Source organism: Limnochorda sp., assembly GCF_047459355.1.
Taxonomy (GTDB): domain Bacteria; phylum Bacillota; class Limnochordia; order Limnochordales; family Limnochordaceae; genus Limnochorda.
Genome location: NZ_VSCV01000033.1, coordinates 1 through 14,249 on the forward strand (window position 1 = coordinate 1; position 14,249 = coordinate 14,249).

General features: G+C 68.2%; 13 protein-coding genes. 9 read left to right on the plus strand and 4 right to left on the minus strand.

The annotated features are described in order from the left end of the window. The 8 genes from FWJ67_RS09575 to FWJ67_RS09610 form a co-directional block, all read left to right on the plus strand. On the plus strand, positions 1-978 hold a 978-nt coding region (locus tag FWJ67_RS09575; RefSeq protein ID WP_414482749.1), incomplete at its 5' end, for an ABC transporter ATP-binding protein. Between the two features lie 143 nt (positions 979-1,121). After that, positions 1,122-1,919 (plus strand): ABC transporter ATP-binding protein, encoded by a 798-nt coding sequence (locus FWJ67_RS09580; RefSeq protein WP_304173571.1) that lies wholly within the window; start codon positions 1,122-1,124, stop codon positions 1,917-1,919. Between the two features lie 51 nt (positions 1,920-1,970). Next, on the plus strand, positions 1,971-4,550 hold the full coding sequence (locus FWJ67_RS09585; RefSeq protein WP_414482750.1) for a beta-mannosidase: 2,580 nt from the start codon (positions 1,971-1,973) through the stop codon (positions 4,548-4,550). 169 nt (positions 4,551-4,719) lie between these two features. Further along, positions 4,720-5,757 carry a glycosyl hydrolase family 32 gene (locus FWJ67_RS09590; RefSeq protein ID WP_414482751.1) on the plus strand — a complete coding sequence of 346 codons (1,038 nt, stop codon included), beginning with the start codon at positions 4,720-4,722 and terminating at the stop codon, positions 5,755-5,757. A gap of 211 nt (positions 5,758-5,968) precedes the next feature. Then, positions 5,969-7,249 (plus strand): ABC transporter substrate-binding protein, encoded by a 1,281-nt coding sequence (locus tag FWJ67_RS09595; RefSeq protein WP_304173564.1) that lies wholly within the window; start codon positions 5,969-5,971, stop codon positions 7,247-7,249. Positions 7,250-7,307: 58 nt separating this feature from the next. Next, a complete protein-coding gene (locus tag FWJ67_RS09600) occupies positions 7,308-8,246 on the plus strand; it encodes a carbohydrate ABC transporter permease (protein ID WP_304173562.1) in 939 nt (312 codons plus the stop codon). Further along, on the plus strand, positions 8,243-9,088 hold the full coding sequence (locus tag FWJ67_RS09605) for a carbohydrate ABC transporter permease (RefSeq protein WP_304173560.1): 846 nt from the start codon (positions 8,243-8,245) through the stop codon (positions 9,086-9,088). The genes FWJ67_RS09600 and FWJ67_RS09605 overlap by 4 nt, the downstream gene beginning before the upstream one ends. 116 nt (positions 9,089-9,204) lie before the next feature. Beyond that, positions 9,205-10,614 (plus strand): aspartate ammonia-lyase, encoded by a 1,410-nt coding sequence (locus FWJ67_RS09610; RefSeq protein WP_414482354.1) that lies wholly within the window; start codon positions 9,205-9,207, stop codon positions 10,612-10,614. A 126-nt stretch (positions 10,615-10,740) separates the two neighbouring features. Here FWJ67_RS09610 and FWJ67_RS09615 read toward each other — a convergent pair whose 3' ends face one another. Beyond that, the gene (locus FWJ67_RS09615; RefSeq protein WP_414482357.1) at positions 10,741-11,406 is read right to left on the minus strand and encodes a type 1 glutamine amidotransferase domain-containing protein; all 666 of its coding nucleotides are present in this window, start codon (positions 11,404-11,406) and stop codon (positions 10,741-10,743) included. Between the two features lie 120 nt (positions 11,407-11,526). On the opposite strand from FWJ67_RS09615, the gene FWJ67_RS09620 reads away from it, so the two are divergent. Beyond that, positions 11,527-12,450: a LysR family transcriptional regulator gene (locus FWJ67_RS09620; RefSeq protein WP_414482353.1), complete on the plus strand. Its 924-nt coding sequence runs from the start codon at positions 11,527-11,529 to the stop codon at positions 12,448-12,450. Here FWJ67_RS09620 and FWJ67_RS09625 read toward each other — a convergent pair. From FWJ67_RS09625 to FWJ67_RS09635, 3 genes are all read right to left on the minus strand, one after another. Continuing rightward, entirely contained in the window at positions 12,447-13,091 is a 645-nt protein-coding gene (locus tag FWJ67_RS09625) for a 4-carboxy-4-hydroxy-2-oxoadipate aldolase/oxaloacetate decarboxylase (RefSeq protein WP_304173552.1), read from the minus strand. The genes FWJ67_RS09620 and FWJ67_RS09625 overlap by 4 nt on opposite strands. Positions 13,092-13,120: 29 nt before the next feature. Further along, positions 13,121-13,849: a PIG-L deacetylase family protein gene (locus FWJ67_RS09630; protein ID WP_414482752.1), complete on the minus strand. Its 729-nt coding sequence runs from the start codon at positions 13,847-13,849 to the stop codon at positions 13,121-13,123. Then, positions 13,846-14,249, minus strand: a 404-nt coding sequence (locus tag FWJ67_RS09635) for a DUF6282 family protein (RefSeq protein ID WP_414482753.1), incomplete at its 5' end; no start/stop codon positions are given. The genes FWJ67_RS09630 and FWJ67_RS09635, both read right to left, overlap by 4 nt.

The following is a 14,249-nucleotide window of genomic DNA, read 5'->3' on the forward strand; positions in this document are numbered from 1 at the left end:
CTGCCGCCCGTCTGGGCGGTGAACGGGGTGAGCCTGGCGGTGCGGCCGGGCGAGGTGTTGGGCATCGCCGGCGAGTCGGGGTGCGGCAAGACGACCCTCGCCCATCTGCTCGCCTGCCATCTGGAGCCGCCTCTCTACCTTCTGAAGGGCCAGATCCGGGTGGCCGGGCGGGACCCGCTCACCTTGTCGCCGGAGCGGCTTCGCCGGGAGGTCCGGGGAGAGCTGGTCGCGATGCTGCCCCAAGGCGCCCTCAACGCACTCAACCCCACTCGACGAGTGGGTGCTTTGGCGGTGGACGTGGTGCGGGAGCACCATCCGGAGCTGACGCGCCGGGAGGTGCTGGACCAGGCCCGGCGGCGTTTTGAGCACCTGGGCCTGCCAGCGGCGGTGCTGGACCAGTACCCTCACCAGCTGAGCGGGGGGATGAAGCAGCGGGTGGTCGCGGTCCTCTCGACCCTGCTCAACCCCCGGGTGCTCATCGCCGACGAGCCCACCTCAGCCCTGGATGTGACTTCCCAGCGGGCGGTCCTCGATCTGCTCCGCCGCCTGCTGGAGGAGGGCATCATCCAGAGCGTCGTCTTCATCACCCACGAGCTGCCCCTCTTGCAGCAGGTGGCCGACCGGATCGCCGTCATGTACGCGGGCCGTCTGGTGGAGACGGGGCGGGTGGAGGAGGTCCTGGCCGGGCCCCAGCACCCCTACACCCAGGCCCTGGTCCGGTCCGTGCTGGCCCCCGAACCCCGCCGGGGCCGGGCGCGGGTAGAGGGGATTCCCGGCGCCCCGCCCGATCTACGGGAACTACCCCAGGGGTGCGCCTTTGCCCCCCGGTGCGGGGTGGCCTTGGACCGGTGCCGGGTGGAGGTCCCGCCGCGCTTCCGCTCCGGCGATCGGGACGCCTGGTGCTGGCGGCTCTTGGAGGAGGGCTGGCTGCCTGCCCCGGTGGCGGGGAGGCGCGGGTTGCCCCCGGGGGACGGGTGAGGCCCTGGCCACGGCCCAGGTCGGCCGGGAGGGGTGAGGACCGGCCTGGGGGCGGCGGGCGGAAGGGTAGGGGAGAGCCGGGCGGGAGGAAGCGGGGCGGAGGCCTCCTGGACGCAGGCGAGCCGGGCGAAGGAGGGGTGGTCGTGGGGGGTTCAAAGGCTGGACGGGTCCTCCTGGAGGCCCGGAACCTGACCCGGGTCTTCGGCTCGGGCCGCGCGGCCGTCACCGCCGTGGACGGCGTCTCCTTCCACCTCCGGGAGGCTGAGGTGGTCTCCCTGGTGGGGGAGAGCGGGAGCGGCAAGAGCACCGTCGCCCGCATGCTCTTGGGCCTCCTTCCGCCCACGGCCGGCACCATCCGCTTCGAGGGGCGGGAGGTGAGCCGGCTCCTCCGGACGGATCGGAAGGCCTACTGGCGGCAGGTCCAGGCGGTCTTCCAGGACCCTTTTGCATCCTTCAACCCCTTCGCCCGGGTGGAGCGGCTGCTGGCCAACAGCCTCCACCTGCTGCCTGGGCGGCTCCCGCCAGGCCACGCCCGGGCCCGGATGGCGGAGGTCCTCCGGGCTGTGGGGCTGGAGCCGGAGGCGGTGCTCTCCCGGCTCCCCCACCAGCTGAGCGGCGGCCAGCGCCAGCGGGTGATGATCGCCCGGGCCCTGATGCTCAAGCCCCGCCTCCTCATCGCCGATGAGCCCACCTCCATGATCGACGCTTCCTCCCGGGTGAGCCTCCTGAACGTCCTCCTGGACCTGCGGGAGGAGCTGGGGATGACCATCCTCTTCATCACCCACGACCTGGGTCTGGCCGCCTACACCAGCAACCGGCTTCTGGTGATGCAGAAGGGAAGGCTGGTGGAGGAGGGCCCCGTGGAGGAGGTTCTCGGCCGCCCGAAAAATGAGTACACCCAGAAGCTCCTGGCCGATGTTCCCCGCCTCCACCCGGTCTGAACCGGGGGCGGCCGAGTCGACCATGGCACCCGCGGGAAGGAGTCGTGGCCGATGAAGCTTCAGATCACCCAGTGGTGGATGCAGGACGTCTCGCCCGGGACGGAGCTTCCCGAGCCGGTTTTCCAGCCAGGGGATGGGAGCGTGCCGGCCCGTTGGACGCCGGTGGAGCTCCCGGCCAACCTGATCCACCTCCTGGTCCAGCAGGGCCGCCTGCCCGATCCTTATGTGGACGCCAACACCGAGGCGGCCCGCTGGACCGAGGAACGGGACTGGTGGTTCGCGGCCGACGTGGCGCGGCCCGAAGGGGTGGCCCCTTGGCAGCGGCTGATCCTCCGGTTTCAGGGCGTCGAGCCGGGGACCCGGGTTTGGCTTAACGGCCGGCTTCTGGGCGAGCACCCGAGCGCCCTCCGGCCCGCCGAGTGGGATGTGACCGACCACCTCCAGCCGGGGCGCAACCGGCTGGTGGTCCGCATCCCCGCGCTGGGCGAGCTCCCAGCCAAGGCCCGCACCCTCTGGGCTCCCTACGACCAGCGGCGGGTGCTCCGGCGGGAGCCCCAGATGCGCTACGGTTGGGACTGGGGGCCCCGGCTGGTCATGGCGGGGATCTGGCGGCCGGTGGAGCTGGTCGCCCGGGGGGCCGTCCACCTGGACGGGGGCGTCGCCGTCCGGACGGTGCAGATCCGGCCGGACGCGGCCTCCCTGGAGCTGGTGGCGCAGGTGGCCGGGCCCGTCACCCCAGGCACCCGCCTCCGGGTGAGGCTCGACGGTCAGGAGCGGGTCCTCCCCGTGCATGCCGGCATCGCCCGGGGGATGGTGGAGGTGGCCCACCCCCGGCTCTGGTGGACCCACGATCTGGGCCGGCCCGAACTCTACACCCTGGAGGCGGTTCTGGAGAGCCCCGAGGGCCACGAGCTGGACCGGTACACCACCCGCTTCGGCATCCGCCAGGTCCACCTGGTCCAGGCGCCCGACGGGGAGGGCGGCCTCAGCTTCCGGCTCTTCCTCAACGGGGTGCCCCTCTTCGCCCGGGGGGCCAACTGGATCCCGGCGGAGAGCATGCTGGGCGCCGCGCCCCCCGAGCGGTACCGCCGGCTCCTCACCCTGGCCCGGGAGGGGAACATGAACATGATCCGGGTCTGGGGCGGGGGGATGTACGAAGACCCGGTCTTCTACGAGACCTGCGACGAGCTGGGGCTCTTGGTCTGGCAGGACTTCATCTTCGCCTGCGCCGAGTATCCCGACGACGACCCCGCCTTCGTGCGGGAGGTGGAGGCGGAGGCCGCCTGGGCCGTCAAGCGGCTGCGCAACCACCCCTCCATCGCCCTTTGGTGCGGCAACAACGAGAACGACTGGATCGCCTCCCAGAACACTTGGGAGGAGCCGGGCCGGGCCTTCCCCGGCTACCGGATCTACCACCAGGTCCTGCCCGCGGTGTGCGCGGCCCTGGATCCCACCCGGCCGTACTGGCCCTCCAGCCCTTACGGCGGCGACGACCCCAACGCGGACGAGATGGGGAACAAGCACAACTGGCAGGTCTGGCACGGCGGGGTCTACCCCCGGCGGAGCCACGAGCCCCCGCGGCACGACCCGTCGCCGGAAGGGGTCAACTTCCGCCGGTACCAGGAGGACTGGGGCCGGTTCGTCACCGAGTTCGGCATCCACGGCTCGCCCCGCTTGAGCCTCCTGCGGCGCTACGTCACCGGCCCCCTAACCTACAACGGCGAGGCCTTCCTCAACCGGATCAAAGACCCCAACGGGAACGTGAAGATCGAACAGCTCTTTGCCTACCACACGGGCCAGCCCAGGGACATCGAGGCCTACGAGGAGCTCTCCACCCTGGTGCAGGCGGAAGGGATGCGGGTGGCCTGCGAGCACTACCGGGCCCGGGAACCCCTCTGCTCCGGCGCCCTGGTCTGGCAGCTGAACGACTGCTGGCCGGGCATCAGCTGGAGCCTCATCGACTACGGCCTCCACCCCAAGCCGGCCTACTACGCCGTCCGCCGGGCCTTCGAACCCCGGGCCGTCTTCCTCGCCCCTGCAGGCACCCTCTCCCCCTTCGACCCGCCGGCCCCGCCGGGCACCTACGAGCTGGTAGGGGTGAACAGCCTGCCCCGGGCCTGGAAGGGCCGCATCGAGGTGGGGCGGATGGACTTCACCGGCCGGGTCCTCGCCCGGCGGGAGCTGGAGGTGGAGCTCGCCCCCTCCCAGGCGACCCGGTTGGGACCGGCCGGGCTGGGCGAAGAGGGGCTCACCCCGGCCCAGCGGCGAAGCCAGCTCCTCTACGTGCGGGTGCTGGGAGGGGAGGAGGGCGGAAGGAGTCCGGGCTGGGCGACCCGCCTCTGGGACCCCGGGGCGGTGCCGGCCCGGCCGCCGGTGGGGGGCGTCTGGCTCCTGGCCGAGGAGAAGGAGCTGGTCCTGCCCGATCCCGAGCTCACCGTGGAGCGGCGGGAGGACGGGCTGAGGCTGCGGGCCCGCCACTTCGCCCACTTCGTCCGCCTCACCAGCGACCGGGACGATCTCCGCTTCGCCGACAACGGCTTCGACCTGCTCCCCGGCGAGGAGCGCTTCATCACCGTCACCAGCGAGGCGCCCTGGGAGCTGGAAGAGGTGCAGGTGAAGGTGCGGCGGTGAATCCCCATCGGCCTGCCAGATGAGGGAGGCTCGCGGCAGTATGGGGAGGGGTTCGTCGCCTACGGGCGAAAAGACGCGCTGGCCTGTCTTTTTCGATGGTTGAGGGGGAGCAGGCCATGCAGCAGCCCGGCTCGCCCCGAGGAACGGAGGCAGGCAGGGGGTGTTGACGGTGTGGCGTGAACCTGAGGTCCCGTCGCTTCCACAGGATGACAGCCTGGCATCCCCGTGCTATAGCCCTCCAGGCCACTATCTCTGGGATTTTTGGCTCCTCAAGCACGGGGAGGGCTACCACCTCTATCACCTCACCGCTCCCCGGACGCTGCCGGACCCAGAACAACGGCACGACGTGGCGCGGGTCCGGTACGCCTTTTCTCGAGACTTGGTGGGTTGGGAAGACCGAGGCCTCGTTCTCGAACCGGGAGCACCCGGCTCGTGGGACGACCTCTCCATCTGGACCGGGTCGGTCATCGCTGCCCACGGGCAGTTCTACATGCTCTACACGGGCCGGGCAGCCGGGGAGCGAGGCCGGGTGCAGCGGATCGGCCTCGCGGTGTCCCGGGATCTCCAGCACTGGGAGCGGTGGTCGGACAGGCCCCTGTTGGAGGCTGACCCGCGCTGGTACGAGAAAGCCGAGGCGTCTCCCACGGGGAACGAGTCGTGGCGGGACCCGTACGTCTACTACGAGCCTCAGGAAGCGATGTTCTACGCCTTCATCACCGCCCGGGTGAAGGAGGGCGACCCCCAGGGGCGGGGATGCATCGCGGCCGCCCGCTCTGAGGACCTGGTTACCTGGGAGGTCCTGCCGCCGGTGGTGGCCCCGGGGCATTTCTATGAGATGGAAGTTCCCACGGTTTGGAAGGGGAACGGCCGGTACTACCTGACTTTCTCAACTCAGGCCCAGTGGTACACACCGGAACACGCCGAAGAGATCTCGCCCGAGCAGCCGCAGACGGGCATTTTCTATTACGTTTCCGATCACCTTCTGGGGCCCTACCGACCGGTGGGGAAGGAAGTGCTCTTAGGCACTGATTCGGGCTGCTACACCAGCCGGACGATCGAAGGCCCGAAGGGTGACGACGTGCTCCTCACCTGGCGGAGTCGGGTTCCCGGCGTGGAAGGGTTCGCCGGCTGCTTGGATCGGCCCCGGAGGATCGTCTACCACCCCGACGGGCGCTTGGCGCTTGAACCATACGAGCCAGCTTCGTAGTGATTTCGGACTTCTGGGATAACCGCTTGTCTTGGAACGAACGGATGATTTGGTATACTCGGTAGTAGACAGAAGGGCAGCGGCGCCCACCCTGAGCGTTGGCCCGCCCCGTTCGCGAGCGACGGCCGGGCGGCGGGGTGGCGCCCGAAGCCGAGATCATGGACCACTCGACGGGGAGGTTCATGCATTGGTCCGGACACGGTGGGGTCTGATGACCCTGCTCTCTGTCATCGCCTGTCTGGTCTGCCTGGTTCCGGCGACGGCGGTCGCCCAGCCGGCCATTGAGTGGCCCGATTTGACCGGCGTCACCCTAACCGTGGCCGCCGGCGCCGTTGGGCAGGAGCTGCAACTGACCAAGGAAGCGGCGGCCGCCTTCTCCGAACTCACCGGCGCGCGGGTTGAGGTTCTGGAAACCCCCGATCTGGCCACGGACCGGCTTGGCCTCTACCTCCAGTACCTCGGCGCTCGGTCACCGGACATCGATGTCTACCAAGTCGACGTGATCTGGCCTGGCATCCTGGCTGAGCATGCGGTCGACCTCTTCCAGTACGTTCCCGAAGAGGAGATCGCCCAGCATTTCCCCGCCACCATCGCCAACAACACCATCGATGGGAGGCTGGTCGCCCTTCCCTGGTTTACCGATGCGGGTCTCCTCTACTACAGGGCGGACCTCCTCGAGAAGTACGGCTTCTCTGGCCCGCCGGCCACTTGGGAGGACCTGACGGAGATGGCCCGCGTGATCCAGGAGGGCGAGCGAGCCGCCGGCAATCCGTCGTTCTGGGGCTTTGTCTGGCAGGGTAATCGTTATGAAGGGCTCACGTGCGACGCTCTGGAGTGGCAGGTTTCCTTCGGCGGTGGGACCATCATCGAACCGGACGGGACCATCTCGGTCAACAATCCGAGAACGGTGGAAGCGCTGAAGATGGCCCGCAGCTGGGTGGGCACCATCTCACCGCCTGGCGTGACCACCTACGCGGAGGAAGAGGCGCGGGCCATCTTCCAGAGCGGGAACGCGGCGTTCATGCGGAACTGGCCCTACGCGTACGCGCTGGCCCAGGCCGAAGACTCGCCGGTGCGGGGCAAGGTCGGCGTGGCCCCCCTCCCCTCCGGCGGGGCGGGGAGTGCCGCGGCTTTGGGCGGCTGGAGCCTGATGGTGTCCCGGTATTCGCGGAACCAAGAGGCGGCGGCCTGGTTGGTCCGGTACCTGGCCAGCTACGAGGAGCAGAAGCGTCGGGCCATCGAGGGCAGCTTCAACCCCACCATTGAAGCCCTCTACGATGACGCCGACGTCCTGGCGGCCTCACCGTTCATGGGGCAGCTCTACGATGTGTTCATCAATGCGGTCCCCCGGCCGTCGGCCGTGGCCGGAGAGCGGTATAACGAGGTCTCCACGGCGTACTTCACCGCGGTTCACCAGGTGCTCACCGGACAGGTGACAGCCGAACAGGCCCTGACGCGGCTGGAGGCGGAACTGAGGCGGATCATGCGGTGAACTCACGAGGCGGGGGGCCGGCTGGGCCACCCCGCCTTCCTTCATGCCTTGGGGGGAGATGGGCATCGATCGCTTAGAGCCTGTGCTGGTCGAGGCAGGCAGGATCGAACGGCGGGCCGCCACCACCCTGGGGGCTCGCCAGGCTCGTCTGGCGTGGATCCTCCTGCTGCCCACCCTGGCCGTTTTGGTCGGGGTGGCGCTCTACCCGTTGGTCACCACCTTCTACAACAGCCTGACCGACGCCCGTCTCGGCTCGAGCCGATCCGTCCAGTTTGTAGGCTTGGAGAACTACCGGTGGCTCCTCACGGACCCCGTCTTTCTCGAGGCCGTAGGCAACACCCTGTACTTTACGGTCGTATCGGTCTCGGCCGAGTTGGTGCTGGGCCTTCTCATCGCCCTGGTGATCCACTCCCAGTTCCCCGGCCGGGGGCTGGTGCGGGCCGCGGTGCTCGTTCCGTGGGCCATTCCCACCGTGGTGTCCGCCCAAATGTGGCGTTGGATGTACAACGATGTCTTCGGCGTGGTCAACGACTTGCTCATGCGGGTGGGCCTCTTGGATGCGCCCCTGGCCTGGACGGCCGTCCCCGGTCTCGCGATGCATGCCATCATCGCGGTGGATGTCTGGAAGACGACGCCGTTTATGGCGCTTTTGCTCCTGGCGGGGCTCCAGGTGATCCCGCGCGACCTTTATGAGGCGGCTCGTGTCGACGGCGCGAGCCAGATGCGGCAGTTCTTTTCCATCACCTTACCTCTCCTGCGGCCCGCCATGCTGGTCGCCCTCATCTTCCGCACCCTGGACGCCCTGCGGGTCTTCGACGTCATCTTCGTGATGACGGCCGGCGCATCGGGCACGGAGAGCATGGCGACCTACAACCGGAGGGTGCTGATCGAGTTCCAGCAGCTGGGCTACGGGTCGGCCGTGAGCGTGGTGATCTTTTTCGTGATCTTCGTCTTCGTCCTGCTTTACGTGCGCCTGTTGAGGGGGAACGAGGCGTGAGCCGGAGAGCGCGACGCGTCGCGACCAAGGTGCTCTTCTGGGGTGTTGTCCTGCTGCTGTTGTTTTGGACGCTCTTTCCCTTCTACTGGACCGTGGTCTCGTCTCTGAAGCCCAGGCACGAGCTCTTCACCACCCCCGTCCGGTACTGGCCCAGCACCCTGAACTGGCAGAACTACATCACCGTCTTCACGGCCCGGCCCTTCGGACGGAACCTCTTCAACTCGGCGATGGTGAGCCTCTTCACCGTGGGCGTCTCCCTGATGATCGGGGCCCTCGCGTCCTATGCGCTGGGGCGTATCCCCTTCCGGGGACGGCAGGCGGTTCTCTACGCGGTGCTGGCCATGACCATGTTTCCTCAGATCGCCATCTTAGGCGCCCTCTTCCTGCTGGTTCGGGCCCTGGGCCTGTACAACACCTGGTGGGGCCTGGTGCTCACCTATCTCACCTTCACTCTGCCCTTCACCGTCTGGGTGCTGACCAGTTTCTTTCGCGCGATGCCGCGGGAGTTGGAGGAGGCAGCCTTTGTCGATGGGGCCACACCTCTTCAAACCCTGCGCTGGGTGCTGGTGCCTCTGGCCGCGCCGGCCATGGTCACCACGGGGCTCTTGGCCTTTATCCAGGCGTGGAATGAGTTTCTCTTCGCCCTCACCTTCACCGTCAACGACCAGGCCCGGACGGTTCCGGTGGCCATCGCGTACTTCTCCGGCGCCACCCAGTATGAGATCCCCTGGGGCGAGATCATGGCCGCGTCGGTCATCGTCACGCTGCCTTTGATCCTTCTGGTCCTCATCTTCCAGCGGCGGATCGTGGAGGGGCTCACGGCAGGGGCGGTCAAGGGCTGAACGCGAGCCTGCGCGCCTTCTTTGCCACATTTGGACCTCTTCGGCCACAGGAATTCCAACGGGAAATGCGTATAAGCATACACCAACGATGACTGCCCCTGAGGAGGTCCTCCCCGATGGAAGCGCCTGCCGCCTTTCGGATTGAGCGCGACTCCCTTGGCGAGCGAAGGGTTCCCGCCGACGCGTACTACGGTGTCCAGACGGTGCGGGCCTGGGAGAACTTCACCATCACCCGCTACCGGCCCAACCCCCTGATGATTCGCGCCGTCGGGGACGTGAAGTGGGCCTGCACCAAGGCCAACGTGGAGACCGGCGCCCTCCCCGCCGAGATGGGCGCGGCCATCCTCCAGGCCTGCGAGGAGGTCTCCCAGGGGAAGTGGGACGATCAGTTCATCGTGGACCCCGTCCAGGGCGGGGCGGGCACCTCCTTCCACATGAACGCCAACGAGGTGATCGCCAACCGGGCCCTGGAGCTTCTGGGCCGGCCCAAGGGGGATTACAGCCAGATTCACCCCAACACCCACGTGAACATGGCCCAGTCCACCAACGACGTGGTGCCCACAGCCCTCCGCCTGGCCAGCCTGCGGGCCGGGGAGAAGACGGTCGCCGCCCTGAAGAAGCTGGCCCAGGCCTTCGGCCAGAAGGCCGAGGAGTTCGCCCACGTGCTCAAGCAGGGCCGCACCCACCTGCAGGATGCGGTCCCCATCCTGCTGGGGCAGGAGTTCGAGGCGTACCGGAACGTGGTCCAGCGGGACGCGGAGCGGCTTCTGTCCCGGTTCGAGGACCTCTTGGCCGTCAACCTGGGGGGGACGGCCGTTGGCACCGGCCTCAACGCCTCGCCCGAGTACATCCAGCGGGCGGTGGCCAACCTGGCGGAGCGGACCGGGTACCCCTTCCGCTCGGCTCAGTCGCTGGTCGATCTCACCCAGAACGTGGACGCCTTCCTGGCCCTCTCCTCCGCTCTTCGGGATGCGGCCTCCAACCTGACCAAGGTGGCCAACGACCTCCGCCTCATGGCCTCCGGCCCCCGGAACGGCTTTGGAGAGATCCACCTGCCGCCCCTGCAGCCGGGCTCGTCCATCATGCCGGGGAAGGTGAACCCGGTCATCCCTGAGGCGGTCAACCAGGTGGCCTACCTCATCTGCGGGAACGACCTCACCATCACCCTCGCCGCCCAGAACGGGCAGCTGGAGCTGAACGTCATGCTGCCCGTGGTGAGCGTTCGGCTGCTTGAGTCTTTGGAGGTTCTGGCCAACGTGGCCGAGATGCTGGCTGACCGGTGCGTGGTGGGCATCACCGCCAACGAAGCGCGGTGCGCTGAGGAGATCGACCGGTGCGTGGGGGTGGCGACGGCCCTCAACCCCTACATCGGTTACGACCAGGCGAGCCAGGTGGCCAAGGAGAGCCTCGCCACGGGCAAGCCCGTCCGGCAGATCGTCATCGAGAGGGGGCTGCTGCCCAAGGAGCAGGTGGACGAGATCCTCCGGCCCGAGAGGATGACCGCGCCGCAAGAGTCGCGGCTGTAGCTGGGCGCCGCCCTGCCGTTGGGCAGGCCCATCGGGAACGGAAAGGAGCCCGTCGCGCGAGCGCCCCGACCCCGGCCAACCCATGGGTGGCGCGTGGGTCGGGGCGGGTTCTGTCTTTGGAGAGGCTCAGTTCACCACTGAAGTCGGGGCTTCGGCCAGGGCCTCGACCACCGCCCTCGCTGTGCTGAGGCTTGACTGGGGATTCTGCCCGGTGATGAGGTTCCCGTCCCGCTCCACGTGGTCAGTCCAGGGCGGGGCCCCGACGAAGGTCGCCCCCAGCTCCCGCAGGCGATCCTCGAGCAGGAAGGGCATCAGCGTGTCGAAGCCCGCCGCCCGTTCCTCCTCGTTGGTAAACCCGGTGACCCGCTTGCCCTTCACCAGAGGCGAGCCGTCGGCCAGGGTGGCTCCCACAAGGCCCGCAGGGCCGTGGCAGACGGCCGCGATCACCCGCCCCGACTCAGAGAAGGCGCGGAGCACGCGGCCCAGCTCCTGGCTGGGAGGGAGGTCGTACATGGTCCCGTGGCCGCCCGGCAGGAAGATGGCGTCAAACGGGTCGGTGTCCACTTCCCGGAGGGGAAGGGTCTTCTCCAGCGGGGCGATGGCAGCCAGGGTCTCGGGATCGTTGGTCTCCGGGAGACTGCGGGGATCAATGGGGGCTTTGCCGCCTTGGAGGCTGGCCACGGTCACCTCATACCCCGCCTGGCGAAAGACCGTGTAGGGCTCGGTGAACTCCGACAGCCACAGACCCGTCGGATGGTCCGGGGTGATTTCCCGGTGGTTGGTGACGACCATGAGCACTCGCCGACGTGCCAAGACCACCACTCCTTCGCCGTGGATGGTTCCACGAGCATCATAGGCACGGGCGATCTATAATACCAATTGCGAAAATACCAGGGGGCGATAAGCAACCTTATGGCAGACTTTGAGTGGTACCGCTCCTTCGTTGCCATCTACCGGGCGGGCTCCGTCTCCGCGGCCGCCGCCTCCCGCCACCTAACCCAGCCAGCCCTCTCCCAGCACCTGGCTGCCCTGGAGGCGGAAGTGGGCGAGCCCCTGTTCCACCGGCGGCCCCGGAAGATGGTGCCAACGGAGCGGGGCATTGCCCTGTACAACCAGGTGGCGCCCGCCATCGACCGGCTGGAGCGGGCCACGTCTGAGCTGCGCGGCGGGACGCGAGAGGCGGCCATCCGGCTCGGTTCGCCCCTCGAGTACTTCAAAGAGCGGGTGGTTCCCACCTGGACGGGGGAAGGGGGGCGGCTGGTCGTCAGGTTCGGGCCGACGGCCGCCTTGCTCGATGCCCTCGAGGCGCACCTCTTGGATGTGGTCATCGCGACCCAGCACCTGGCCCGGAGGGGGCTGCTCTTCATCCACCTGGAGACGGAGTTCTTCTGGCTGGTGGGCGGGCCCGAATCGACCCTTTCCGCTGACCCGAGCGACCTTACCGCGGTCCGCGCCGAGCTGGAGGGGCGGCCGTGGATCAGCTACGGTGAGGATCTGCCCATCATCCGGCGCTTCTGGATGGAGAGCTTCGGAGAGCGCCCCGGCATCACACCCCGCATGGTGGTGCCCGACCTGCACGGGATCATGGGATTGGTGGAACGGGGCGTCGGGTTGAGCGTCTTGCCTTCGTATCTGGTCGAGAAGCGGGTGGAGGCCCGGCGGCTGACGCGGATCTGGTCACCGCCGCGGCCGGTCCAGAACGAGATCTGGCTCGCCTACCGGGCCGCCGACCGCAACGACGCGGTGATCAGCCGATTCGTCCAGGCGTTGCTGCCGCAGTCAGGCCGGGGCGCGCCTCAAGAAGGTGGTGCGTCGGCAGGGGAGGGCCGGGCCTAGCCCAGGCGCCGTCCCTCCACCACCTCCCGGAGTCCATGCAGGTCGTAGGAGAGCTTTCCCTGTTTGAGCTGTTCTCTGAGGCGGTTCTCCCGATCGACTCGGGCCTGGGCAGCTTGGAGAACCTCATCGACCCGCTCCCGAGGGACCACCACAGCCCCGTCGTCGTCCAACACCACCACGTCGCCCCGAGCGATGGGGGCTCCACCGACGGTCACCGGTTCGCCCACGGTGCCCACAAGGTTCTTGCCAGCGCCCCGAACCCGGATGAAGCGGGTCCAGATGGGCAAGCCCATGGCCCGGAGCTCCGCCACATCCCGTACGGCCCCGTCCACCAAGATGCCGGCTGCCTGGCGCACTTTCGCCTGGGTCGCCAGGAGTTCACCGAGCAGGGCGACCGGTGCTGGCTCGGGCATGGTCAGCACGAGGACGTCACCGGGCTCGATCCGCTCCATCACCGCGTGGACCATCAGGTTGTCGTCCTGCCCGCAGAAGGCAGGCAACGCGGGCCCAGCCACGGCGGTACCGGGGATGAGGGGGATCAAGGGAATGTCGATGAGGCCCTGCCGACCCGCTGCTTCATAGACAGTGGCCACGCCATAAGCGGCGAATTGCTCGAGTTGCTCTCGGCTCACCCGTTCCATACCTTGGCTCCTTCCCGGGCTGACCGTCTTCAGAGCTCGGAGACAACGGCCGGAAGCAGCCGCTGAAAGGCTTCGGCATACCTGATCGCCGAGTTGCCCGATACTCGGCGGGCGTGGTTGCCCCGGCGCTCCGCCAGCTCGGCATAGTACTTTTGCAGATACGTCTGAGACGCGATCGCCTCCATAGCCCGCTTCTTCTGCTCGAAGACGGGAGTGATATCGACGAACGTATTGGGCATGAAACCGCAGAGTTCAGGCTGGTGGGGCTCGAAAGCGTAGAGAACCGGCGGCTTGATGGTCTTGAAGCCGCTTTGTACCCCCGCTCCCGACGCAAGCATCCGGGCCTTCTTGACCGCCTCGTGGGCCACGGGGTGGTCGGGGTTGAAGGGATCCTCCGCCGTATGGGTGAGAATCACATCCGGCTCCACCTCATGAATCAGCGCCACCAGCTGCTCGAGAGCGGCCCGATCCACTTCGAGGGGATAGTCGCCCAGGTCGAGGCAGCGGAACTCAGCGCCGATGGCTTCCGCCGCCTGAACCGCCTGTTCGTGGCGGATGCGCTTGACGTTCTCCACCGTCTGGTTGGGTTGCTTCCAAAGGTCGCCCGCCTCGCCCCGTTCACCATAAGAGAGGGCGACGACGGTGGCCCGTGCGCCGCGGGCCGTGGCGACGGCCACTGCTCCCGCAGCCCGCCAGACGAAGTCGGCCGCGTGGGCCCCGACCACCAGAATGCTCCCCGGCTTGGCTCCATCACTCATGCCGCGATCCCTCCTGCCAGCTCGACCGTGTTCCGAACGGCCATGATGTGCACCTCATCTTCGGTGAAGCCCGCGGCCAAGAGGCGGTCGGCCATGAGGGCGAGACCGTCCTCGACGGGCGGGTTGGACGGCTGGCCCAGGTCGCTGGAGAGGACGTTGGCGGTGACACCCGTGGCCCGGATCCGCTCGAACATGGTCTCCCATTGGACCTTGCCGGTGTAGGCGGTGGTAAAGCACCGCTCCAAGTACGCACCCTTGGCCGCCAAGGCCTGTTGGTCTTCGAGAGAGAGGTTCTGGGTGGGAAAGTCGGGGTGGGTCACGATGATCTGCTTGACCCCGGCGTCGATGGCCGCGTCGACGACCGCAAAGATTTCGTCCCGGCTCAGGTGGCCCGTGGCCA

Coding starts and splice junctions, on each gene's coding strand:
- FWJ67_RS09585 (WP_414482750.1), top strand. CDS start 1,971: ATGAAGCTTCAGATCACCCAGTGGTGGATGCAGGACGTCTCGCCCGGG.
- FWJ67_RS09595 (WP_304173564.1), top strand. CDS start 5,969: ATGACCCTGCTCTCTGTCATCGCCTGTCTGGTCTGCCTGGTTCCGGCG.
- FWJ67_RS09600 (WP_304173562.1), top strand. CDS start 7,308: ATGGGCATCGATCGCTTAGAGCCTGTGCTGGTCGAGGCAGGCAGGATC.
- FWJ67_RS09610 (WP_414482354.1), top strand. CDS start 9,205: ATGGAAGCGCCTGCCGCCTTTCGGATTGAGCGCGACTCCCTTGGCGAG.
- FWJ67_RS09615 (WP_414482357.1), bottom strand. CDS start 11,406: ATGGTCGTCACCAACCACCGGGAAATCACCCCGGACCATCCGACGGGT.
- FWJ67_RS09620 (WP_414482353.1), top strand. CDS start 11,527: ATGGCAGACTTTGAGTGGTACCGCTCCTTCGTTGCCATCTACCGGGCG.
- FWJ67_RS09625 (WP_304173552.1), bottom strand. CDS start 13,091: ATGGAACGGGTGAGCCGAGAGCAACTCGAGCAATTCGCCGCTTATGGC.
- FWJ67_RS09630 (WP_414482752.1), bottom strand. CDS start 13,849: ATGAGTGATGGAGCCAAGCCGGGGAGCATTCTGGTGGTCGGGGCCCAC.